At 46.8% G+C, this 21590-nt stretch carries 22 protein-coding genes; 16 read left to right on the top strand and 6 right to left on the bottom strand.

Annotated elements, in window-relative coordinates:
• Position 1: 1 nt before the first annotated feature.
• The 5 genes from queE (at position 2) to GQ359_RS06390 (ending at position 3226) form a co-directional block, all read left to right on the top strand.
• Entirely contained in the window at positions 2 to 655 is a 654-nt protein-coding gene (gene queE / locus GQ359_RS06410; protein ID WP_215386059.1) for a 7-carboxy-7-deazaguanine synthase, read from the top strand.
• Between the two features lie 41 nt (positions 656 to 696).
• Positions 697 to 1161 (top strand): 6-carboxytetrahydropterin synthase QueD, encoded by a 465-nt coding sequence (gene queD / locus GQ359_RS06405; protein ID WP_215301213.1) that lies wholly within the window; start codon positions 697 to 699, stop codon positions 1159 to 1161.
• Between the two features lie 8 nt (positions 1162 to 1169).
• Entirely contained in the window at positions 1170 to 1625 is a 456-nt protein-coding gene (gene tadA / locus GQ359_RS06400) for a tRNA adenosine(34) deaminase TadA (protein ID WP_215386058.1), read from the top strand.
• Entirely contained in the window at positions 1622 to 2566 is a 945-nt protein-coding gene (locus GQ359_RS06395) for an LD-carboxypeptidase (protein ID WP_215386056.1), read from the top strand. The genes tadA and GQ359_RS06395 overlap by 4 nt, the downstream gene beginning before the upstream one ends.
• 72 nt (positions 2567 to 2638) lie before the next feature.
• On the top strand, positions 2639 to 3226 hold the full coding sequence (locus GQ359_RS06390) for a heme-binding protein (RefSeq protein WP_215386054.1): 588 nt from the start codon (positions 2639 to 2641) through the stop codon (positions 3224 to 3226).
• Between the two features lie 18 nt (positions 3227 to 3244).
• Here the strand turns inward: GQ359_RS06390 and GQ359_RS06385 are convergent, their stop codons facing one another.
• From GQ359_RS06385 to GQ359_RS06365, 5 genes are read right to left on the bottom strand one after another with little or no spacing between them, the layout of a single operon-like run.
• The gene (locus GQ359_RS06385; protein WP_215386052.1) at positions 3245 to 4111 is read right to left on the bottom strand and encodes a 23S rRNA (adenine(2030)-N(6))-methyltransferase RlmJ; all 867 of its coding nucleotides are present in this window, start codon (positions 4109 to 4111) and stop codon (positions 3245 to 3247) included.
• A gap of 2 nt (positions 4112 to 4113) precedes the next feature.
• A complete protein-coding gene (locus GQ359_RS06380; protein WP_215386050.1) occupies positions 4114 to 4911 on the bottom strand; it encodes a phosphatase PAP2 family protein in 798 nt (265 codons plus the stop codon).
• 5 nt (positions 4912 to 4916) lie between these two features.
• Positions 4917 to 6176: a glycosyltransferase family 9 protein gene (locus GQ359_RS06375; protein WP_215386048.1), complete on the bottom strand. Its 1260-nt coding sequence runs from the start codon at positions 6174 to 6176 to the stop codon at positions 4917 to 4919.
• 18 nt (positions 6177 to 6194) lie between these two features.
• A complete protein-coding gene (locus GQ359_RS06370) occupies positions 6195 to 7238 on the bottom strand; it encodes a lysylphosphatidylglycerol synthase transmembrane domain-containing protein (protein WP_215386046.1) in 1044 nt (347 codons plus the stop codon).
• Between the two features lie 48 nt (positions 7239 to 7286).
• Positions 7287 to 8783 carry a glycosyltransferase family 39 protein gene (locus GQ359_RS06365; RefSeq protein ID WP_215386045.1) on the bottom strand — a complete coding sequence of 499 codons (1497 nt, stop codon included), beginning with the start codon at positions 8781 to 8783 and terminating at the stop codon, positions 7287 to 7289.
• A gap of 47 nt (positions 8784 to 8830) precedes the next feature.
• On the opposite strand from GQ359_RS06365, the gene GQ359_RS06360 reads away from it, so the two are divergent.
• Positions 8831 to 9637 (top strand): DUF3047 domain-containing protein, encoded by an 807-nt coding sequence (locus GQ359_RS06360; RefSeq protein WP_215386043.1) that lies wholly within the window; start codon positions 8831 to 8833, stop codon positions 9635 to 9637.
• Here GQ359_RS06360 and GQ359_RS06355 read toward each other — a convergent pair.
• Entirely contained in the window at positions 9630 to 11927 is a 2298-nt protein-coding gene (locus tag GQ359_RS06355) for a cation-translocating P-type ATPase (RefSeq protein WP_215386041.1), read from the bottom strand. The two genes, GQ359_RS06360 and GQ359_RS06355, sit on opposite strands and share 8 nt — an antisense overlap.
• A 73-nt stretch (positions 11928 to 12000) precedes the next feature.
• On the opposite strand from GQ359_RS06355, the gene GQ359_RS06350 reads away from it, so the two are divergent.
• The 10 genes from GQ359_RS06350 to GQ359_RS06305 all read left to right on the top strand — a co-directional run bounded on the left by GQ359_RS06350 (position 12001) and on the right by GQ359_RS06305 (position 21563).
• The gene (locus GQ359_RS06350; RefSeq protein ID WP_215386039.1) at positions 12001 to 12195 is read left to right on the top strand and encodes a heavy-metal-associated domain-containing protein; all 195 of its coding nucleotides are present in this window, start codon (positions 12001 to 12003) and stop codon (positions 12193 to 12195) included.
• A 127-nt stretch (positions 12196 to 12322) separates the two neighbouring features.
• Positions 12323 to 13411, top strand: a complete 1089-nt coding sequence (gene apbC, locus GQ359_RS06345) for an iron-sulfur cluster carrier protein ApbC (RefSeq protein ID WP_215386037.1) — start codon at positions 12323 to 12325, stop codon at positions 13409 to 13411.
• 6 nt (positions 13412 to 13417) lie between these two features.
• Positions 13418 to 13957 (top strand): DUF3305 domain-containing protein, encoded by a 540-nt coding sequence (locus GQ359_RS06340; RefSeq protein WP_215386035.1) that lies wholly within the window; start codon positions 13418 to 13420, stop codon positions 13955 to 13957.
• Positions 13957 to 14517, top strand: coding sequence for a DUF3306 domain-containing protein (locus GQ359_RS06335; protein ID WP_215386033.1), 561 nt, complete (start codon positions 13957 to 13959; stop codon positions 14515 to 14517). The genes GQ359_RS06340 and GQ359_RS06335 overlap by 1 nt, the downstream gene beginning before the upstream one ends.
• Before the next feature lie 10 nt (positions 14518 to 14527).
• The gene (locus GQ359_RS06330; protein ID WP_215386031.1) at positions 14528 to 16618 is read left to right on the top strand and encodes a 4Fe-4S dicluster domain-containing protein; all 2091 of its coding nucleotides are present in this window, start codon (positions 14528 to 14530) and stop codon (positions 16616 to 16618) included.
• Positions 16615 to 17259 carry a molecular chaperone gene (locus GQ359_RS06325; protein WP_215386029.1) on the top strand — a complete coding sequence of 215 codons (645 nt, stop codon included), beginning with the start codon at positions 16615 to 16617 and terminating at the stop codon, positions 17257 to 17259. Before GQ359_RS06330 ends, GQ359_RS06325 begins: the two co-directional genes overlap by 4 nt.
• A gap of 115 nt (positions 17260 to 17374) precedes the next feature.
• Positions 17375 to 17596, top strand: a complete 222-nt coding sequence (locus GQ359_RS06320; RefSeq protein ID WP_215386027.1) for a formate dehydrogenase — start codon at positions 17375 to 17377, stop codon at positions 17594 to 17596.
• A 62-nt stretch (positions 17597 to 17658) separates the two neighbouring features.
• Positions 17659 to 20643 carry a formate dehydrogenase subunit alpha gene (locus tag GQ359_RS06315; protein ID WP_215386025.1) on the top strand — a complete coding sequence of 995 codons (2985 nt, stop codon included), beginning with the start codon at positions 17659 to 17661 and terminating at the stop codon, positions 20641 to 20643.
• A 27-nt stretch (positions 20644 to 20670) separates the two neighbouring features.
• Positions 20671 to 21330, top strand: a complete 660-nt coding sequence (gene fdh3B / locus GQ359_RS06310) for a formate dehydrogenase FDH3 subunit beta (RefSeq protein WP_215386024.1) — start codon at positions 20671 to 20673, stop codon at positions 21328 to 21330.
• Positions 21327 to 21563: a hypothetical protein gene (locus GQ359_RS06305; RefSeq protein WP_215386022.1), complete on the top strand. Its 237-nt coding sequence runs from the start codon at positions 21327 to 21329 to the stop codon at positions 21561 to 21563. Before fdh3B ends, GQ359_RS06305 begins: the two co-directional genes overlap by 4 nt.
• Positions 21564 to 21590 lie beyond the last annotated feature (27 nt).

Below are 21590 nucleotides of genomic sequence, written 5' to 3'. Positions count from 1 at the left end.
TATGTATACCGTAAAAGAACTTTTTCCAACCCTTCAGGGTGAGGGTGCCCACGCAGGTCGTGCAGCTGTATTTTGTCGCTTTGCTGGTTGCAATTTGTGGAGCGGGCGTGAGGAAGATCGCGCTACTGCAGTTTGCCAATTTTGCGACACCGACTTTGTTGGAAGTGATGGCGTCGGTGGTGGCAAGTTTGAAACCGCCTCTTTATTGGCAGATACTATAGAAGAGGTGTGGGTCAGCACCTCAGCAGGCCCGCAGCAACGTTACGTTGTCTTCACCGGTGGAGAGCCACTACTGCAACTCGATACTGCTTTAATCGACGCTTTACATGCCAAGGGTTTCTCTATCGCCATTGAGACCAACGGCACGATCAAGGTTCCTAAAGGCATTGATTGGGTATGCGTCAGTCCTAAGGCTGGTTCTGAGCTGATTGTTTTGCAAGCCGATGAAATTAAGCTGGTGATTCCTCAGCAGGGTCATGTTGCTATTGAGACCTTATTGGCTCGATTTGAGAAGATGGATTATCGCAATCGCTTCTTGCAGGCCATGGATGGTCCAAACCTTCAAGAAAACCTCGCATTGGCAGTTCGTCTCTGTCAAAAGCGACCTTTATGGCGTTTGAGTGTTCAGACCCATAAAATGATCGGTATTCGATAGTAGCGTTATCAAGCAATATTTAAGTATTTAGAAAAGCAATCATGACCAACAAGCAAGAAGCCATCTCCATTACCCGTAGACTTGAGTTTGACTCGGGTCATCGCATTCCGAATCATGATGGCCAGTGCCGTCATTTGCATGGCCATCGCTATGCCATTGAAGTCACGCTCACTGGCGTGATCGCCGATCATCCTGGTAAAGCAGATGATGGCATGGTCTTAGATTTTGGAGATATTAAGCGCCTCACGAATCAATATGTAGTGGAGCCTTGGGATCATGCATTTTTGGTTGCCAAAGAAGATGCTGGATTAGTGGATTATTTAAATTCCATCCCCAATCACAAGACGGTAGTGATGGAGCATGTTCCTACTGTTGAGAATTTAGCTAGCGCCGCCTTTAAGGTATTGCAGCCTGTTTTTGAAAAAGCCTTTGATGGCCGACTCAAGCTGGCATCTATTCGTCTTTACGAAACCCCCAATTGCTGGGCTGACGTTTCTCACTCATAAAAAGTAATATGCAAGCAGAGCTTGATCGCCAATTTATGCAGCAAGCTTTGGATCAAGCTAAGCTCGCTGCCGCTGCTGGTGAAGTGCCGGTTGGCGCTGTATTAGTCCGTGATGGTGAAGTGATTTCCACTGGCTTTAATCAGCCAATTACTAATAGCGATCCTAGCGCTCATGCTGAGATGATGGCATTGCGTGCTGCCGCCTCAGATGAATCTAATTACCGCCTACCTGGCACAACCCTGTATGTCACATTAGAGCCCTGCACTATGTGCGCAGGAGCGATGCTCCATGCTCGGGTTGATCGGGTTGTATTTGGTGCCACAGATCCTAAAACGGGTGCCGCAGGCAGCGTACTCAATGTATTCTCAGAAAAGCAGATTAACCACCAGACAGTAGTTGAAGGTGGCATCATGGGTGAAGAGTGTGGTCAGATACTGCGCGATTTTTTTAAGGAGCGGCGTTGAAGCAAATTCATTTGATTGCTCCTTCAGGGGCTAGTCTAGATACTCGCAGTCCATTGGCTGGAATCGAGTGGTTGCAAAAGCAGGGTATTGAAGTTCTCAATACTGCCTGTGTTGATCGAGTCGAGCAACGTTTTGCTGGCACTGATGCTGAACGTTTAGCTGAAATCAATCAACTCGCCAAGCTCTCTCCTGAGATTCCTGTTGTTGCTATGCGCGGTGGATATGGTTTACATCGCCTACTTCCAGATATTCAGTGGGATGCGATTGCCAAAGCTATTAAGAATGGTCTACAGATTTGTGGACACAGCGATTTCACAGTCTTTCAATTGGGTTTATTGGCAAAGACTGGCGCAGTTACATTGGCAGGCCCTATGCTCAATTTTGATTTTGCTTGTCAGGGTGAGCAGGGCGAGGGGGTTGCTCCCAATACATTCATGTGGGCACATTTTCAAAAAGCCATTCATGAGCGTAGATTAGATTACACGATTAAAGCCAATCAAGCCTTCTTAAAAAATTCTGCTGAAGGCCAAGCTTCGGGAATGCTTTGGGGTGGCAACTTAACAGTGCTATCAGGTCTAGTAGGAACACCATACTTGCCAAGCAAAGAGCAAACTCAGGGCGGCATTTTGTTTCTAGAGGATGTCAATGAGCATCCTTACCGGATTGAGCGCATGCTGATGCAATTATTGGATGCAGGCATATTGGCCAATCAAAGCGCCATTCTCTTGGGTGGATTCTCGGCATACCGTCTTTACGATAATGACCGTGGTTACACCTTGGACAGTGCTATTGAGGCTATTCGTAAACGTCTACCCGACAATATCCCGATATTGACCGGCTTACCTTTTGGGCATCAAGCTGAAAAACTGACTTTGCCAGTAGGTGCGCAAGCGCACATTCAATACGATGGTTCGGGCTTTACTATTCAGTCTCATTGGTAGTTATTTCAAATTAAGGACGTCTCCTTGCGAGTTTTAGCATTTCTCACCAGCATATTGATTGCGAGCACTGCAATGGCAACCGAAGAACCAAAATACACTCTTCTCGAGAAATCTGAGCCATTTGAATTGCGTGCCTATGCACCTCAGATTGTGGCGGAAGTTAAGGTTGACGGTGACTTGGATGCCGCCTCTAATCAAGGATTTCGTTTAATTGCCGCCTATATCTTTGGAAAAAATCAGGTATCTGAAAAAATTGCCATGACTGCACCTGTTGGTATTGAATCTACCGATCAGAATCAGAGCGCCAAGATTGCCATGACTGCTCCTGTAGGAATTGAGAGCAGCAAGTCTTCTGAAAACGCAGGCAATCAATGGATGGTATCGTTTGTGATGCCTGCAGAGTACACCTTAGCGAGCTTGCCAAAGCCACTGGATCCGCAAGTCAAAATCAGAGAAGTACCCGCAGAAAAAAGGGCAGTAATTATCTTCTCTGGTTTTTACAATCAAGAGAAGGTAGAAGAAAAAACCCAAGCATTACGAGAGTGGATTAAGTTGAAGAATTTAAAGCCAAGCGGTGAACCTCAGTTTGCCCGCTACAACCCGCCTTGGACTTTACCCTTCATGCGTCGCAATGAAGTGATGATTCAAGTCCAGGAGTAATGCCCTGAGTTTTAAGGCTTAAGCCTCAAAACTCTTTAATACAAATCCAGCGCCACCATCTTGCTCCAGCGCTTTAACCAGAATGGGTAGACTTTCAGCCAATTGCTTCTCTAGAGTCCATGGTGGGTTGATGATGAACATGCCGCTTGCCTGAAGTCGACGTTCTTTAGGTGCGTTCTCAACCCGTAACTCAACATGTAACCAAGAGCGCTTATGTGCTGCCGCAATCTTTTTCATATGATCGGGTAGGGCTGCTGATTCTCGTCTGGAGAGGCATGGGTACCAGATGGCATAACACCCAGTGGCGAAGCGTTGCATAGCTTCTTCCATCGCCGTTTCGAGATAACGGTAGTCTTGCTTATCTTCGTAAGAAGGGTCAATTAAAACAAGTCCGCGCCTACTGGGTGGCGGCATTAACCCTTTTAATCTTGTAAAACTATCCTCTGCATAGATATCAATTTGCCTTGATTGCTTAAGCTCGCTGATATTGTGGCGCAAGATATCAATCTCTTTTGGGTGTAATTCAAAGAGCTTCAAGCGGTCTTGCGTTCTCAGTAATCGCGCCAAAATAAATGGGGAACCGGGATAGATCGTGATCTCATCGCCAGTATTCTCAGCCCGAATGTACTCGAGATAATTGGCAATGCCTGGACTTATGGGATTGGTCTCTGCAAATTTCGCTAAGCGATAAATGCCTTGATCTGCTTCTTTGCTGACTGCCGCAAAACCGTCAATCAGACTATAGATACCAGCACCAGCATGGGTGTCGACAATGGTCAGGGCGCCTGGTTTTTCTTGTAGATATTCCACCAGCTGAATCATCACAAGATGTTTCAGAATATCGGCATGGCTACCCGCATGAAAAGCATGGCGATAACTAAACATCTTTAGATGGCCCTAGGTTTTTGCGCTTTAATAAATAAAGCCAAAGTAATGCTGATTAATGCCACGCAAGCATATTGCAAAGATTGATTGAGCTCTGAGTCTAGAGTTTGAGTGAGAAGTACATAGATCGTAGCAAGCCCACCTAGGGCAAGTAAGCGCGGCCCGATCTGATTAGCAGCCAGCTTGGTTTCTGGAATAAGCCTGGCTAATCCCGCCCCAAGCATTCCAGACCATAGTCCAATTGCGCAACCCGCTAGGACATCGGTAAGCCAGTGAGCGCCCAGCGCGTTACGAGAGATGCCAGCAAAGCCAGCAATGATAAAAATCCACCACAAAGAAGTTCTGTTATTTCGATCGCTGGCAAAATAGATTCCAGAAGCCACTGCAAAAGCAGTAATCGTATGGCCTGATGGCATTGCCCTATGCAGTAAAGGCTCACCTATGCGATAAAAATCTTCTAAAGCTAAGACGCCTGCAGGACGGGGAAGCGCCAAGAAAGGTTTAATCATTTGACTAAAAGCGCCACCAATCAGAGAGGCCAATAGTCCAGCGCAGAGTAATCGAGGCGCTAGTACTAAGAGTGGAAAGCACAAAGCAAAGATGCCCCAACCATTACCAATAAAAGTAAGCCAGGCCCATAGGGTATCGGGCAGAATCTGGGTATAGCGATTAATGAATAAAAACGTTGGGGTTTGCAGTTCACCAAAGTAAATAGCAATTGCTAGGCCAAGCGGCAGAAATGGGATGCACCAAACCCAAATCGAGGCAATTGCAAAAATCGACTTGCGCTGCTCAGTCATGCGAATTAACGTGCTCGCTCTTGATCGGCTTCATTGAGCTGATGTACCATCTTCTCCAGCACCTGAGTGACAGTGATGGCCTGCATACAGACATTGTCGTGGCAGGGTGTCTTGCGATGATTGGCAGCACTGACACAAGGTGAGCATGCGAGATTGGCTGTGATCGCAATTGACTTGCCAACCGAGCCATAGAGCGCTGGAGTTTCTGGCCCAAATAAGACGACTGTGCGCAACGGAGTCACTGCAGAAAAATGCCCGGGACCAGAGTCGTTAGTCACCATAACATCAGATAGTGTGTACAGCGCCGGTAGTTCTGCGAAGCTCACTTGACCGGCAAAGTTCAGAGCGTTTTTAACATTAGCAACTGAGCGTACTTTTTCAACATACTGAAATTCAGCGGGCGAGCCAGTGATCAAAATAAGGTCATTAGGATAACGTTGATTTAATCCTTGAATCAGTTCTGAGAAGCGCTGTTGCGCCCAACGTCGTTGCGGCAATAAATCACTGGCATTGGGATTGACCAAAATCAGACGTTGCCCGCCTTGCTTAAATTGAATACCAAAAGACCCGCTCAGTTTCTCAATACGCTCGCGAATTTGATTCAATACAGTTGGATTAATTACCGCTTGCTCTAAACGCACTTCAGAATCTGCAATATTTATCTTGCTAAACGGGACTTCAATCTTTTTAGCAAATGCCGCATGAATAAGAGATAGAAAATTCTTGGTAATGTGGATGTGCGGGTTGTAATGGACTTTGCGAGTCAGCATAAAGCCACGCCATAAACCTTCACCATGAAAGATGTGATAACCCACGCGACGACGTGCACCACAGAGGCCAGTGAGTAGAGCGGTAAAGCGAGAGAACAACTCCAAATCAATCACGGTGTCAATGCGATGCTTGCGAGCTAGTAGTAAGAATTTGAGTGTGTCTTTAATTAAGCCGCCCAAGCTTGAAGAATCAATCGTAAAAATATTCTCAGGCTTAACAGTATTTAATAAAGTGAGACTAGCGCGATTACTTTTAAAGATTAGGAAAAATAATTCAGCGCCACGAGCCTGTGCATTACGCATAGCTGGGTCTACTAAGATGGCGCTACCCATTTCTGATAACTCAATTAAGAGTAGTTTGCGTGGCTCATCTGGTCCCCGACCAAATATATTCTTGATGCTATCCATCAGAGCGACTACTGGGCTTGCTACTGCACAAAGTGGCACACCAACCCAATGGTCAATGGCGCGCATAGTATTGACACTAATACTCATAGTAGGGCTCTAAAAAAATTACTTCCGTTTTAATAAAAAGTAAGCGCCGGGTAATACCGATAACACGGTAATAGCGCCGTAGCTAATGGATGCTAATACAGTCATAGAAGGGCTAACACCCCACAATGCCAGTACTGAAGAGAGTGTGGCTTCACGCAAGCCCCAGCCAGAGATGCTAATCGGTAGCATTAAAAGGAGGCTAAGTGCAGGCAAGCCAATCATTAGAGCTTCAATAGGGGCATCAACTCCATAGGCCTTGAGGCAGAAGAGCAGTGTCAAGATTGTGAGAGCATGAATGCCAATTCCAAATATAGCTTGAGCGATATTCATGGGCCAAGAAAAAGCGAGCTTAATTCCTGGGAGGGCATGGCTCATTTTGAGGCGATCTAATAATTTTTGTAGCAAGTTGCAGCTCGGACTCCAGGCCAACACTACGGCAATAAATAAACCAGCAAAAATCATGATGCCAGTAACGGCGTAACCTAAGTCTTTTCCCCAAGCGGCCAAAGTAGCGCCACCCAAAATGAGACCCAGTCCACCCAGCAAATTGTTTCCTGCCAAGCCAAGTAGGCGATCTACTAGCACCATAGAAAAACTCAGACGCAATTTAGGTGTTGCGTGCTCCAAGTCAACCGAGTGATGAAGCTCCTCATCTAAGCCTTTTTCTTCAGTCAATTTGCCACTGCTACTTAAATGGGTGGCGGTAATGGCGCGATAACTATCCCCACCAAGTGTGCTTGGCAATCCCTGATTGATGAGTCCGCCGGCAAAATAGAGCGCTACAAAGTTAAGGAGACTTCCTTGAAACCCAACTTTGCGCATTAAAAATCCCCAGCGCAGTCCACCACAAATAAATGCCGAGAGCATCGTGAATACTGCAGCTAAAAACCACCAAGGCTGCATCCGAATTTCAGAATTGAATAGGGCGTGCCAATCAATTCCGCTCGTGGCTTTCCAGAGGAGTGCGACTGACAAAACAATGCGAATGGTGGGCCAAGCCCGTTTGAGGATTGCTTTCCACCCAGATGTGGCTTTTGGGGTGGCTTGGGGTTGTGAACTCATAGGCATAAGGATAATGCCTATGGCTCCTAAGGTCTTGAATTTGGGGAATTAACGCGCTGTACCGGCATCCTGCCAGTTGCGGCAAAGACTGTAGTCAAATTTGGATAAAACCTGCCCAAACCGGATGATTTCTAGGCTGTCCAGAGGTTCGCAGAGCTCAAAGCCGGGATTTCCGCCAACAGGCTGCTTAAAAGTCATGCCGGACCAATTGATTAGTAAGACGTTCGCACCAGCTCGTAATTGCCCAAACCAGAGGTCAAACTGATCCTGACGCTGGTCCAATACAAAGACTGGTACTGGTTGCGCATACCAAGCGGCGCGACTACCCAATGTCCAGTTTTGTACTGCAATACCGTTTGCTTTAGTCGCTTCTACCAATTGAGCCGCTTTTTTGCCTGCAATCTTCCATCCGTAGAGGTCAGCAATTGGATTGGACTTGAGGGCTGCCGTATTCATGCCTCCCGATAGAACGTAACCAAAGCCTATTAAGCAAATGAGTAGTTGCCCAACAAACAAGATGCGGATTGCCATGCGATGTTGCATGGCCCATGCCTTGGCTAGACCAATACCAGCAAATGGCGCTAGACAAAACCAGGCAGGTGTAGTCCAGTGGGGGAGACTGCCGCCCCCAGAAAGTGAAGCAAAAATCATGAAAGGGATCATGAAAAAGCTCAGCAAAGCAAAGATAAGGAGCTTGTGGGAGTGAAGGCAGTGCTTAATATATGTATAGCTGCCTAAAAGTAATAGCGGCCCAAAGCAGGCAATCTGAATACCAATGAAAGCGCCAACTCTACGCCATGCCCAAGTGCCACCACTACCATGGGCAATTTGGTACTTGAACGAGATCCAATCATTGATCCAGTTCCAATACAGAACTGGGCTAATCACAATTAAGGCAATTGCTGCCGCTATCCAAAAACCTGCTTTAGTAATCCAAGGTTTCTTTGGTAAGGCCAAGAAAACAAAGAGCAGGGCAAATGCAGTAAATGCGGCGGTGTATTTGCTCAGACCTGCTAGGCCCAGTAGCAAGCCAGTAATAATCCAGTCAGAAACAGTGAAGCAATCATTTTGGATCCAGCGCAAAGCCATCAACATTAAACCCAGACTTAAGGGTGCGAGCAAGGTGTCAGGCAAAAGACCGATTGCTAAAACATGAGGTAGTGGCGCTGCAATGATTGTTAACACAGCCATCAATCCACATAGATTGGCTGAAGGTAGGGCGGTGGTTAGGTAACCCGCATTACGTCCTTGCATGAGGTGATGAATTTCAATAGTTACCTGATATACCAAGAAAGCAGAAAGGACCCAAAGCAATTCCGGAATGAGGCGAATGATCCCCTCAGATGAAGTCAGAGCCACTAGTGGCCACTGGATCCAGCCAACTAATGGCGGATGATCAAAGTAACTCCAGGCAAGATGTTTTGCATATAAAGCGTAATGCGCTTCATCAACAGAGAACTCAATCGAGAAGCCAAGGGCAAAGTGCAGCGCCGCAGCAATACAGATGCTGATAGCGGCCCAGCTTGAGGGGGATTCATGGCGCATCAGGCAATTTTAGACTTAGCACCCCATTCTTTGGGACAATTCTAGGGATGTTTACAAAAACCGGCTTTCGATCCCTGCTGCTGTTGACTGCTATAGCCATCTCTTTGCTTGGCTGTGCAGGCTTCACTGGGAATTCTATTGAGAATGAGGCGGGTCAAGCATTTAACGTAGATCAGTTGCCAGCCCAAGAAGATTTGCCGAAATTTTCTGCGGATAGACCCAGAAATGGCATGCCAGATGGGTGGCATTTTTATCGCATAGCACCTTATAAAAAGAACACGATTTACCGGTTGGAGAATTATCAAGGTCGCACGGTGCTTGCTGCTAACTCTAAAACATCAGCATCCGGTCTTGCTGTAAAACTTCGCCCGCGCTCAGCTCAAAATTTATGGTTGCAGTGGGAGTGGAAGGCGGTAGCTGCTATACCGAATGCAGACAACGCAGAGAGCCAACAGGATGATGCACCACTTCGCATTTTGGTAGCCTTTGATGGTAATAAATCCAAGCTTCCCTTAAAAGAAAAGCTCACCTTTGAGATGGCTAGCTTGATTAGTGGGCAAGAGATGCCATACGCCACAGTGATGTATGTCTGGTCGGGTAAGAATCCAGTCAATACGGTTTTGAATAACGCTCATACTTCTCGCGTGAAGATGATTGTGGTTGACTCAGGTATGAATAACTTGGGTGAATGGCGTAAGCACGAGCGTGATTTAGCTGCAGACTACAAGTTAGCCTATGGTGAGGCACCAGGTAATGTCATTGGGATTGCACTTCTGACTGATACCGATAACACCAAGTCAGAAACCCGTGCCCTCTACGGTGATATTGAATTGGTTCGCAAGAATCTTAAATAACTTTAGACTGCATAGGGCGCCAACGCTTGAGCAGTAGGGCGTTACTCAAGACGCAGAAACTGGAGAGCGCCATCGCACTACCAGCCAGCATGGGTGATAAATAACCCAAAGCTGCCATCGGTATACCAATCGTATTAAATGCAAATGCCCAAAATAAATTTTGACGAATCTTGTCCCAAGTTTTTTTAGAGATATCAATCGCAGCTGCTACTAGTGTTGGGTCTCCGCGCATGAGAGTAATTCCAGCTGCCTGCATTGCGACATCAGTTCCAGTGGACATCGCCATACCCACATCTGCCATAGCTAATGCTGGGGCATCATTCACGCCATCACCAACCATCGCCACGAAATGTTTTTTACCTTTAATACTGTTCTGCAGATTTCGAATGATGTCTGCTTTATTACTTGGCATGATTTGGGCAAACACTTCATCAATACCAATAGTCTTGCCTACGCGGTTTGCGGCTGCCAAGTTATCACCAGAGAGCATCACCGTCTGAATATGCAACGCATGAAGTGCAGCGACTGCTGATTTCGCACTGGGCTTGAGCTCATCCCCAAAAGCAATCACTGCAATTGGCTTTGACGCTTGCTCATCCTGACTACTCACACTCATCAAGACGGAAACGGTTTGACCTTGCTCAAAACAGGCCTGAGCCTTTTGCAAAACGATATCGTGTTGCAGACTTCCTTCAAGTGAGGCTACGCTTTGTAGGCGAAGCGTTTCACCTACAAAAGGACCGGAGCTTGGTACGCCTTCAATCCCAATACCAGGCAAACCCTTGCTCGATGAAGTAGCAATCGGTGTGACACCTTTTTCTTTGGACGCATCTATCAGTGCTTTAGCCAAAGGATGTTCACTTCCTAACTGCAAGCCTGCGGCTGTAGCGAGAATGAGCTCAGTATCGGCAGATGATTGATCAAAAGGGAGCAGGGCTAGCATGCGTGGCTTACCAATAGTGAGTGTCCCAGTCTTATCAAAGGCGACGATATTGAGTTTGTGCGCCAGCTCCAAAACTTGAGGATCCTTAATCAAAATGCCAAAGCGTGCGGCGATACCAGTGCCGGCCATGATCGCAGCTGGAGTAGCAAGTCCAAGTGCGCAAGGGCAGGCAATTACAAGAACAGCGACAGCCCGCAAGATTGCGATCGATACGGAGTCAAAGTAGAGCCAGTTCCCAATACCGGTAATCAGCGCAAGAACAATCACGGTGGGTACAAAGATAGCGCTTACCTGATCAACTAACTTTTGAATAGGTGCTTTTTGTGTTTGCGCTTCCTCTACTAAATTAATAATTTGCGAGAGCACGCTTTCAACACCAACTGTTTGAGCACTTACTATCAGTACGCCTTCACCATTTAAGGCGCCACCAATGACCTTCGATCCGACTAATTTCTTAACGGGCTTGCTTTCACCAGTGAGTAGAGATTCATCGACATGGCTAGACCCAGAAATAATCACGCCATCTACTGGGATGCGTTCACCGGGAAGTATTAATATCCGATCCCCTGGTAGCACTTGATCAAGGGGTAAGTCACGGCGTTGATCTTCGCCTACACCTGTATTGCCTCGGAGCTCAACATCCGCGTTTAACACTTTCGCATGCTCAGGCCAGAGTTTTTGTAGGGCGCGTATCGCTTCACTAGTTTGTTGCTTGGCGCGTGACTCTAGCCATTTACCTAATAAGACCATGCAAATAATGACCGCAGATCCCTCAAAGTAGAGTTCATGTGTGTGGTTTGAGGTGAGTAAGAGGTACAGGCTAAGTCCATAGGCAGCACTGGTGCCTAAAGCAACCAGTAAGTCCATATTGCCGGCACCAGCCATCAAAGATTTATAGCCTGCCACGTAGAAGCGCCAGCCTAGAATGAACTGCACTGGTGTGGCCAGAGCTAGCTGCCACCAGCCCGATAAAGACCAGTGAATGCCAAAAGGCATGAAGAACATAGGCAAGAAGAGTGGGGCGGAAAGCAGGAAGCTCAGAATCACCCGGCCTAAGCCATCGTCAGCCCAAAAGGACTTGCTGGTGCTCTTGTCTAAATTTCCTTGTGGAGAACTTTCTTTAGCCTCATAACCTGTTTTTTTAACAAGTGTGATGATGTCTTCGAGGGTGGAGGAGCCGCGTTTTACCCGAACCCGGGCCTGCTCAGTCGCTAAATTGACGGTAGCCGCCTCAACCCCAGGAATCTTGTCCAAAGCCTTCTCTACACGACTGACGCAAGAGGCGCAGGTCATCCCACCTATATCGAGGGTATAAAACTCTGAATTACTCGTTTCTGTGGAGTGCATGTAGAAGATAATCTACCGTAAGGTGAAAAAAGGCCATCAACAACCGTATTTTGACAGTTTTTAAGGGGTAGTTATGTTTGCGCTCAAGGTTTCAGGTATGACATGCGGCGGCTGTATTAATGCTGTAACTAGAGCTGTGCAAGCTCAAGACCCTCAGGCACAGGTTCAAGCAGACTTGGCGACACAGATAGTGACGCTTGAAACAACCCTCACCCCCGAGCTAGCTGCTGAGCTCATAACAGATGCCGGATTTCCAGTTTCACAATAGAGATTAGCCCGGCTTTAGCAATTTTTTGCATGTGCGGTTAATCTACCCACTATTCCATTATTTGTAATACATCTCAATAAACCCTATTGAGATCCCCTTGTGGGAATGTTTATCTTAGGAGAAGTCGGTGGCGCTTACTGTAGAGGCTGTGCAAGCAGCATTAAAAGGTCTGGTTGACCCAAATACACAAATTGATTTTGTATCAGCAAAGAGTGTCAAAAATCTAAAAGTTGATGGTGGCGATATCAGTCTAGATATCGTTCTCGGATATCCAGCCAAAAGTCAGTTCGATTCGATCCGCAAATCTGTCATTACTGTTCTGCGTGAATTACCTGATGTCAAGAATGTCAGCGTTAATGTCAGCAGTCAAATCGTGGCACATTCTGTTCAGCGTGGAGTGAAGTTACTACCTAATGTAAAAAATATTATTGCTGTAGCCAGCGGTAAAGGTGGAGTAGGAAAATCCACCACGGCAGTGAATCTAGCTTTAGCCTTGGCTGCGGAAGGTGCGCAAGTTGGCATGTTGGATGCGGACATTTACGGTCCGAGTCAACCGATGATGCTCGGTATTACTGGCAGACCCACTTCTATTGAAGAAAATACGATGGAGCCAATGGAAGGCCACGGCCTGCAAGCGAGCTCGATTGGATTTTTAATCGATGATGATGCACCTATGGTGTGGCGCGGTCCAATGGTAACTTCAGCTCTTGAGCAATTGCTTCGTCAGACACGTTGGCGTGATCTTGATTACCTGGTTGTGGATATGCCACCAGGTACGGGGGATATTCAGTTAACGCTTGCGCAGAAGGTGCCTGTTACTGGCGCAGTTATTGTGACTACTCCACAAGACATTGCATTACTAGATGCGCGTAAGGGCTTGAAGATGTTTGAGAAGGTGGGTGTTCCTATTGTGGGCATCATCGAAAACATGAGTACTTATGTTTGCCCAAGCTGTGGTCATGAGGAGCATGTGTTTGGTACCGGTGGCGGCCAAAAAATGTGCAAAGAATACGGCGTTGATTTCTTGGGTGACTTACCTCTCAATTTATCGATTCGTGAACAGGCTGATGCAGGTCGTCCAACTGTAGTGGCCGATCCGGATGGTGCTATCAGTGCAATCTATAAGACGATTGCTAGACGAGTTGCCATTAAAGTAGCGGCGCTTTCAAAAGATATGAGCAGTAAATTTCCTAACATCGTTGTTCAAAACACCTGAGGCCTTATGCGTTTTGCAGTTCTCATGCGTAAGCAATTCGTTGATAACCCCTGGATTTCCTATCGTTGGGAGCCTCGGGAGGTGTTGCCAGATTTTGGGCAATTTAATAATGCAACTGCCGATGAGGGAAAAATTGTTGGGCAGTTCTTAGGGCGCGATGATCAAGGTGAGTCTTGGCTATTTACCGGGTATGAGCTCAATCTGTTTCCAGATGAGGCTGAAGGTTACTACCTCAATCTCTCGGCCCCCCAGCCTTGTTGGTTTGTGATGTGGCGCCTGGAAGAAGATATTGAGCGCTACATTGATGCTCAGTCCCTCGAGTTAGCCAAATCGGAAGCAACCATCGCTGTTCCGCACCGTATTAGCGTGAGTTATAACGAAGCAGGTCGACTATTGGATGGTGGCGAGTCAGTCGATAACATTCCCTTATCTTCAGAGCATGCTTCTTGGTTGCAAGAGTATGTGAATGAGCATTACCGCCCTGAACCTAAGAAGCGCCATCGTCCTGAATCATTCAAAGGCGCCAATCGTGGGGCGGAGGACTAATGGCTGGGGGATTTCTCAATCGCTGGTCGCGCCTTAAGTCTGGGGAGGAAGTCGAGCTTGAGAAAAAATCAGCCGATCAATCCAAACAAGAATTAACAAATCCTCCTGAAGCACAGCAAGATTCTGCTGATACCAAAGAAGCTCTCCCATCAGCTACTTTGGACGATGTAGAGAAGATCGATCGTTTTGCTCCTGACTTCTCTTCTTTTATGAAGCCGGATGTGGATCCTGCAGTTCAGCAAGCAGCGATGAAAAAGATGTTCTCGGACCCGCATTTCAATGTGATGGATGGTTTGGATATTTATATTGATGATTATTCCAAGCCCGACCCCATCCCCCTCGAAATGCTCAAGCGCATGGTGCAATCTGACATGCTCAACATTTTCCGTAAAGATAGTGATGATGAGGCCCCGGTTACACAAGCTGCCGATGACAAGGTCTCCAAACCGGAAGAGCAGGCTTTACCCCTAGCGCCTCAGACTGATTTAACATCCACAACATTACCTATTCAGGAAGTGGGGGATAAAGACCCATTACCCGTGGATAAGAAAACCAGTTAAGAAGAAATCAATGAGTCAAAAATTAGTTTGTAATTGCAATGGAACCATGCCCTTGGATGGCAAGGCTTTGGGTCTTACCATGCACACCTCCTTATGTAGACAGGAGATTGGCTCAGTCATTAAAGCATTCGATGGTAGCGATGCTATCGTCATTGCCTGTACTCAGGAGCGTGCTTTATTTGGTGAGCTTGCTGAGCAATCTACAAAGCCTTTAGTAGCTCCATTACGCTTTGTCAATATTCGTGAAGTAGCTGGGTGGACTCAAGAAGCTAAATCTTCTACACCGAAGATCGCTGCATTGCTTGCTCTGGCAGAGATGCCTGAAGCAGAACCAGTGCCGGTCGTCAACTATGAAAGCCAAGGTCGCCTGTTGATTGTTGGCTCTGGTGATCAGGCTTTGCCTTGGGCTGAAAAGCTGAGTGATTCTCTTGATGTCTCGGTTCTCTGTACAGAGCCGGGCACATTGCCCCTTGCAAGAAATTTCCCGATCTATACCGGTGAAGTAATTAAGCTGGATGGATATTTAGGTAAATTTTCAGTCGACTGGAATTTGCAAAACCCAATCGATCCAGAAATGTGTACACGCTGTGGAGCTTGTGTTGAGGTTTGTCCCGAAGGTGCAATTGATGATTCGTTTCAGATTGATCTAGATAAATGCAAATCCCATCGCGCTTGCGTCACAGCCTGCGCTGGTATTGGTGCCATTAATTTTGATCGCGCAGAGCGTCAACGTAATGCTGAATTTGATTTGATTATGGATCTACGCGCTGATCCTCAGATGCGCATGAGTCAAACTCCACAAGGCTACTTTGCCCCTGGAAAAGATCCGCTTGAGCAAGCCTTGGTGGCAAACGAATTATTAGGTTTAGTTGGTGAGTTTGAGAAACCTAAATACTTTGCTTATAACGAAAAGATTTGCGCTCACGGGCGCAACGGCAAAGTAGGTTGCAGCGCTTGTATCGATGTGTGTTCAACAGGCGCCATCTCCTCTTTATTCAAAAGCGGGCAGGGCACGGTAGAAGTCAATCCGAATTTATGTATGGGTTGTGGTGCTTGCTCAACCGTATGTCCATCGGGTGCGATGCGCTACAACTATCCAAGTGTGACCCATCAAGGCAAAGAGATTAAAACGCTTGCTAATGTGTTTGCTGCTGAGAGCGCTAAGATAAAACAATCGCAAGCACCTGCTTTACTGTTGCATTCGCTCAAGGTAGGAACTCAAGCTTTAGATTCTCTTGGACGCTTAGCGCATTTAAGACCAAAGCAATTTGAGGCATTGCCATCTTATGTATTGCCTTACGGAGTTGAGCATATCGCCTCCACTGGTTTAGATCTATGGCTTGGTGCGCTTAGCTATGGTTTTGCTGAAGTCATTCTGCTACTCACGGGTGATGAAGACCCAGCTTATCGTGCCGCACTAGAAACCCAAACCGATTTGGGAAATGCAATTTTGGCTGCTTATGGATTTGACGCTAGATTCTCGCTGATACAGATTAGCTCTGCTGATGATCTGCAGCCTGTATCTGCTGCAATGGGCAAGCTGCGTCAACGCGGTTCTCTGCCAGCAATATGTTCTCCAGCCAGTTTTGGTTTGGGTAATCAGAAGCGTGAAACTATTGAAATGGTTTTGGAGCATTTGCAAAAGCAAGCTAAAACACCACTTCCTGCTGGTGGAGCTGCTTTACCAAAAGCTTCCTTCTTGGGTGGCATCAATATCAATAAGGATGCCTGCACGCTTTGCATGTCATGCGTGGGCAGTTGCCCTGAGGGAGCCTTGCTAGATAACTTAGATGAACCCAAGCTTTCTTTTATAGAAAAGCAATGTGTTCAATGCGGCATTTGCGTTCAAACTTGCCCAGAACAAGCGCTGTCTTTAGCTCCCCGTTTACAGACTGTGGAGGAGCGCAAGCAAAGAGTAGAGCTAAACGAGACCAAGCCCTTTCATTGCATCAGCTGTGGCAAGGTCTTTGGAACCGCCAAGATGGTGGATCTCATGTTGGTGAAGTTGGGGGCTCATGGCGCTTTTGCAGGAGCTGGGCTAGATAGACTCAAGATGTGTGGTGATTGTCGTGTTGTCGATATGGTGAAGAAAGAGTTATGAGCGAGCGGATAAAAGAGGGTGCCTCAACTGAGGTGGGTGATGTGGGCTTGCCAGAGGATTTGGCCAGATCTGATTTGTATGGCTTGATTGCCAGACTCTTTCATCAACCGCCTGATCAAGAGTTATTGGATCAAATTGCTGCCTCGATTCCGGATGGTCAGGAGAGTCGGGTTGATGATGCGCCGCTCGCTAAGGTCTGGGATAGCGTGGTGGAGGTTGCCAAAAATAACCAAGCCAAAGCTTGGCATGAGGAATTTGATCGTAATTTCATTAGCGTTGGTCGTCCCAACGTCATTTTGAATGGCTCTTTTTATATGGCGGGGCACTTAAATGAAAAGCCCTTAGTTGATATTCGTCGATCTTTAGATAGTTTTGGCCTGGTATCTGCCGAAGAAGTTACAGAGACAGAGGATCACTTATCCGCCTTGTGTGAAGTCATGCGCTACCTCATAGCGGGTGATGATGTCGAAATATCGAACCTGACTAATCAACGTGCTTTCTTCAATGAACACATTCGTCCTTGGTATGACGAATTGTGCGATGCAATAGAAAACATTCCAGACATGCATCTATACCATCCAGTTGCTGCATTAACGCGGGAGTTTCTTGCAATCGAAGGCCAAAGTTTTGACATGATTTGATGTTGCATTGCACAAGAGGAAAACCCCTAGAAATAAATTAATTCTAAATATGCAAAAAATACAATTACCAATTACACTTGATCTATATCAAATTTGCACTAACTAGGAGCATGCGATGACTACCAAATCCGCAACTGCAGTAAATGAAGAAAATAAACCTTCACGCAGAAAGTTTTTTATCGGAGCAGGTGCCACAGTTGGCGCTGTTGCTGTTGCTTCGCAAACCTCAATCGGTAAGGCAGTGATTCAAGAAATCGGCAGCACAGTTAAGGGCAAGGATGACGGCTATCAGTTGTCTGCGCACATTCGTAAGTATTACGAAACCACGATGCTTTAAATCTAGTTGCTAATGAAGTCGTTTCCAAATAATTAAATAAAAATATTTTTCAGGGACAACATATGAGTCTGACTCGTAAATCCAATACCCCACAAAGCAGCCGTGCCACGCCTGCATCACGCCTCATCGGTAGCTTGTCACGTGGACTTCAGTCCGCAGTGCCAACGATGGATCGTCGTACCTTCCTCAAGCGCTCCGGTGTCGGTGTTGGTGCCGGTATTGCAGCAAGCCAATTAACTTTGGTGCAGAAGGCATCTGCTGAGCAAAGCAAAGCAATGCTGGACGGCAAGGGCAAGATCGAAGTTAAGAGAACGATTTGTACGCACTGTTCAGTAGGTTGCGCAACTGACGCTACTGTTGAGAATGGTGTTTGGGTTCGTCAAGACTCTGCATTTGATTCCCCAATTAACTTGGGTGCTTACTGTGCGAAGGGCGCATCTTTGCGTGAGCATGGACACGGGGATTTCCGTCTACGCTACCCAATGAAGTTGGTTGACGGTAAATACCAAAGAATTTCTTGGGATCAGGCTTTGACCGAAATCTCTGCGCAGATGAAAGATTTGCGTAGCAAGTACAGCCCAGATTCATTGTTCTTCATTGGCTCTTCAAAGCATAACAACGAACAGTCTTATTTATTGCGTAAGTGGGTTTCTTTCTTTGGAACCAACAACACAGACCATCAAGCACGTATTTGTCACTCCACAACAGTTGCCGGTGTTGCAAACACCTGGGGCTATGGTGCGATGACCAATAGCTATAACGACATGATGAATGCCAAGGCTGCTTTGTATATTGGTTCAAACGCTGCAGAAGCGCACCCAGTATCCATGCTTAGCTTGTTGCATGCAAAAGAAAATGGTTGCAAGGTCATCGTAGTCGACCCACGCTACACCCGTACTGCAGCGAAGTCTGATCAGTATGTTCGTATTCGTTCAGGTACTGATATCCCATTCTTGTTTGGTGTTCTGTATCACATCTTCAACAATGGTTGGGAAGATAAGAAGTACATCAATGACCGTGTATACGGTATGGATGAGATCCGCAAAGAAGTTATGGAAAAGTGGACTCCAAAGAATGTAGAAGAAGCTTGTGGAGTTCCAGAAGCGCAGATGTACAAAGTTGCTGAAACTATGGCGAAGAATCGTCCAAGCACTTTGGTCTGGTGTATGGGTCAAACACAGCACACCATTGGTAATGCGATGGTTCGTGCGTCTTGCATTTTGCAATTAGCTTTGGGCAACATCGGTAAGTCCGGTGGTGGTGCAAACATTTTCCGTGGTCACGATAACGTTCAAGGTGCAACTGACGTTGGTCCTAACCCAGATTCATTGCCTGGCTACTACGGTCTTGCTGCTGGTTCATGGAAGCACTATGCGACTGTATGGGGTGTGGACTACGATTGGATTAAGGGTCGCTACGCTCCAGACATGATGGAGAAATCCGGTACAACGGTTTCTCGTTGGGTGGATGCGGTGCTCGAGAAGAATGACATGATTGATCAGCAAACCAGCGTCAAAGGTTTGTTCTTCTGGGGTCATGCACCAAACTCACAAACTCGCGGTCTCGATATGAAGCGCGCGATGGACAAGTTGGATTTGTTGGTGGTAGTTGATCCATATCCAAGTGCAACTGCGGCAATGGCAGCAATGCCTCCTGCAGAGGGCGATGCTGTGAATAAGAATCGCAACGTGTATTTATTGCCAGCTACTACTCAGTTCGAAACAACTGGTTCTGCTACAGCATCCAATCGTTCGCTGCAGTGGCGTGAGAAGGTCATTGATCCGTTGTTTGAGTCCGTTCCTGATCACGTGATCATGCAAGCCTTGGCCGACCGCCTTGGTTTTGGTCAAGAATTGTCAGTTAATTACAAGATGTTGAGCTCGAAGTTTGCAGGCAAGCAGTGGAGAGAGCCTGAAATTGAATCCATCTTGAGAGAAATTAATCGTGGTGTTTGGACGATTGGTTACACCGGCCAAACTCCTGAGCGCTTGAAGGCTCACATGAGAATGGCTGGCGTATTTGATCCTAAGACATTGAAGTCACGCGGTGGTGTTGATCCAGTAACTGGCTACGACACAACAGGCGATTACTATGGCTTGCCTTGGCCTTGCTACGGAACTGCGGCTATCAAGCATCCTGGCTCACCAAACCTCTATGACACCAGCAAGAGCGTCATGGAAGGCGGCGGTAATTTCCGTGCAAACTTTGGTGTTGAAAAAGACGGTAAGAATTTGTTGGCCGAAGATGGCTCTTACTCTAAGGGTTCAGCGATTAAAACTGGATACCCAGAGTTTGACCATGTCTTCATGAAGAAACTGGGCTGGTGGAGTCAGTTGACCGAGGATGAGCAAAAAGCGGCTGAAGGTAAGAACTGGAAGACCGACTTATCTGGCGGTATTCAACGCGTTGTCATGAAGAACGGTTGTCATCCATTTGGTAATGCAAAAGCACGTGCAGTCGTGTGGAACTTCCCTGATGCGATTCCAGTGCATCGTGAAGCTCTCTACAGTACTAACGAGCCAATGATGCGCAAGTACCCAACTTCTGCCGATAAGAAGAATTTCTGGCGCTTGCCAACCCTTTTCAAAACAGTTCAGGATAAGAACTTGAATGAGAAGCTCTACGAAAAGTTCCCAATCATTTTGACCTCTGGTCGTTTGGTTGAGTACGAAGGTGGAGGAGACGAGACTCGTTCCAACCCATGGTTGGCAGAGTTGCAACAAGAGAACTTTGTCGAGATCAATCCTAAGGCTGCAGAAGTTCGCGGTATTAAGAACTGGGATTACGTATGGGTGAAGTCACCAACCGGCGCCAAGATCAAGGTGCGCGCATTGGTAACTCCGCGCGTCGATCAAGGCACCGCATTCGTACCATTCCACTTTGCAGGCTGGTGGCAGGGCAATGACTTGCGCAAATATTACCCAGAGGGCGCTGCCCCAGTAGTCCTAGGTGAAGCGGTTAATACTGCAACAACCTATGGCTATGACCAGGTAACGATGATGCAAGAAACCAAAACCACTATGTGCCAAATCGAAAAATTTGCCTAAGTTAAAAAATAAAGTCAGGAGAACATCATGGCAAGAATGAAATTTATCTGCGATACAGAGCGTTGCATTGAGTGCAACGGCTGTGTCACAGCTTGTAAAAACGATAACGAAGTGCCTTGGGGTATCAATCGTCGCCGAGTTGTTACGGTAAATGACGGCATTGTTGGTCAAGAAAAGTCTGTTTCAGTTGCTTGTATGCACTGCTCAGATGCGCCTTGTATGGCAGTTTGCCCAGTAGATTGCTTCTATCGCACCGACGAGGGTGTGGTGTTGCATGACAAAGATATCTGTATCGGTTGTGGCTATTGCTCTTTCGCCTGCCCATTTGGTGCGCCTCAGTTCTTGAGTCAGGGTGCCTTTGGCTCCCGCAGCAAAATGGACAAGTGCACTTTCTGTAGCGGTGGTCCAGAAGCCAACGGTAGTGTTGCCGAATTTGAGAAGTATGGTCGTAACCGCTTGGCTGAAGGCAAATTACCTTTATGTGCTGAGATGTGTTCAACCAAGGCTTTGATTGGTGGCGATGACGAAGTGATTTCTTCAATCTACGCCAAACGTGTCTCGATTCGTGAGGCAAACGGCCGCTATCCAAGTAACGATATCTTCGGTTGGTCTACTGCTTATGGTCCATCAGGATCACCTGCACCGAAGCCAACACCTGCTGACAAAATTCCAGGAGCAAAGTCATGAAATTAAATTTCAAAACTCTCGGCTTATGTTTGGCTGCTGGTACTTTGTTGGCGGCATGTTCAGAGCCTCCAGAAATTGCAGCGAAAGCTGCCAAGCGTCCTGATGTTGCCCCTTATATGGGTGCTGACAATGGATTCATGACAAAGGGCTGGACTCCGGGTAATCAAGCTAGTTGGACGGAGGCGATTAACAAGCGCAATCAGAAGCAATCTGAGTATTCACGCGCTAAGTGATCAGTTAAACAACAATAAATAAAACGA

The sequence above is a fragment of the Polynucleobacter sp. AM-7D1 genome (genome assembly GCF_018688455.1).
Lineage (GTDB): Bacteria > Pseudomonadota > Gammaproteobacteria > Burkholderiales > Burkholderiaceae > Polynucleobacter.
This window is presented reverse-complemented; position numbering and strand designations above follow the sequence as displayed.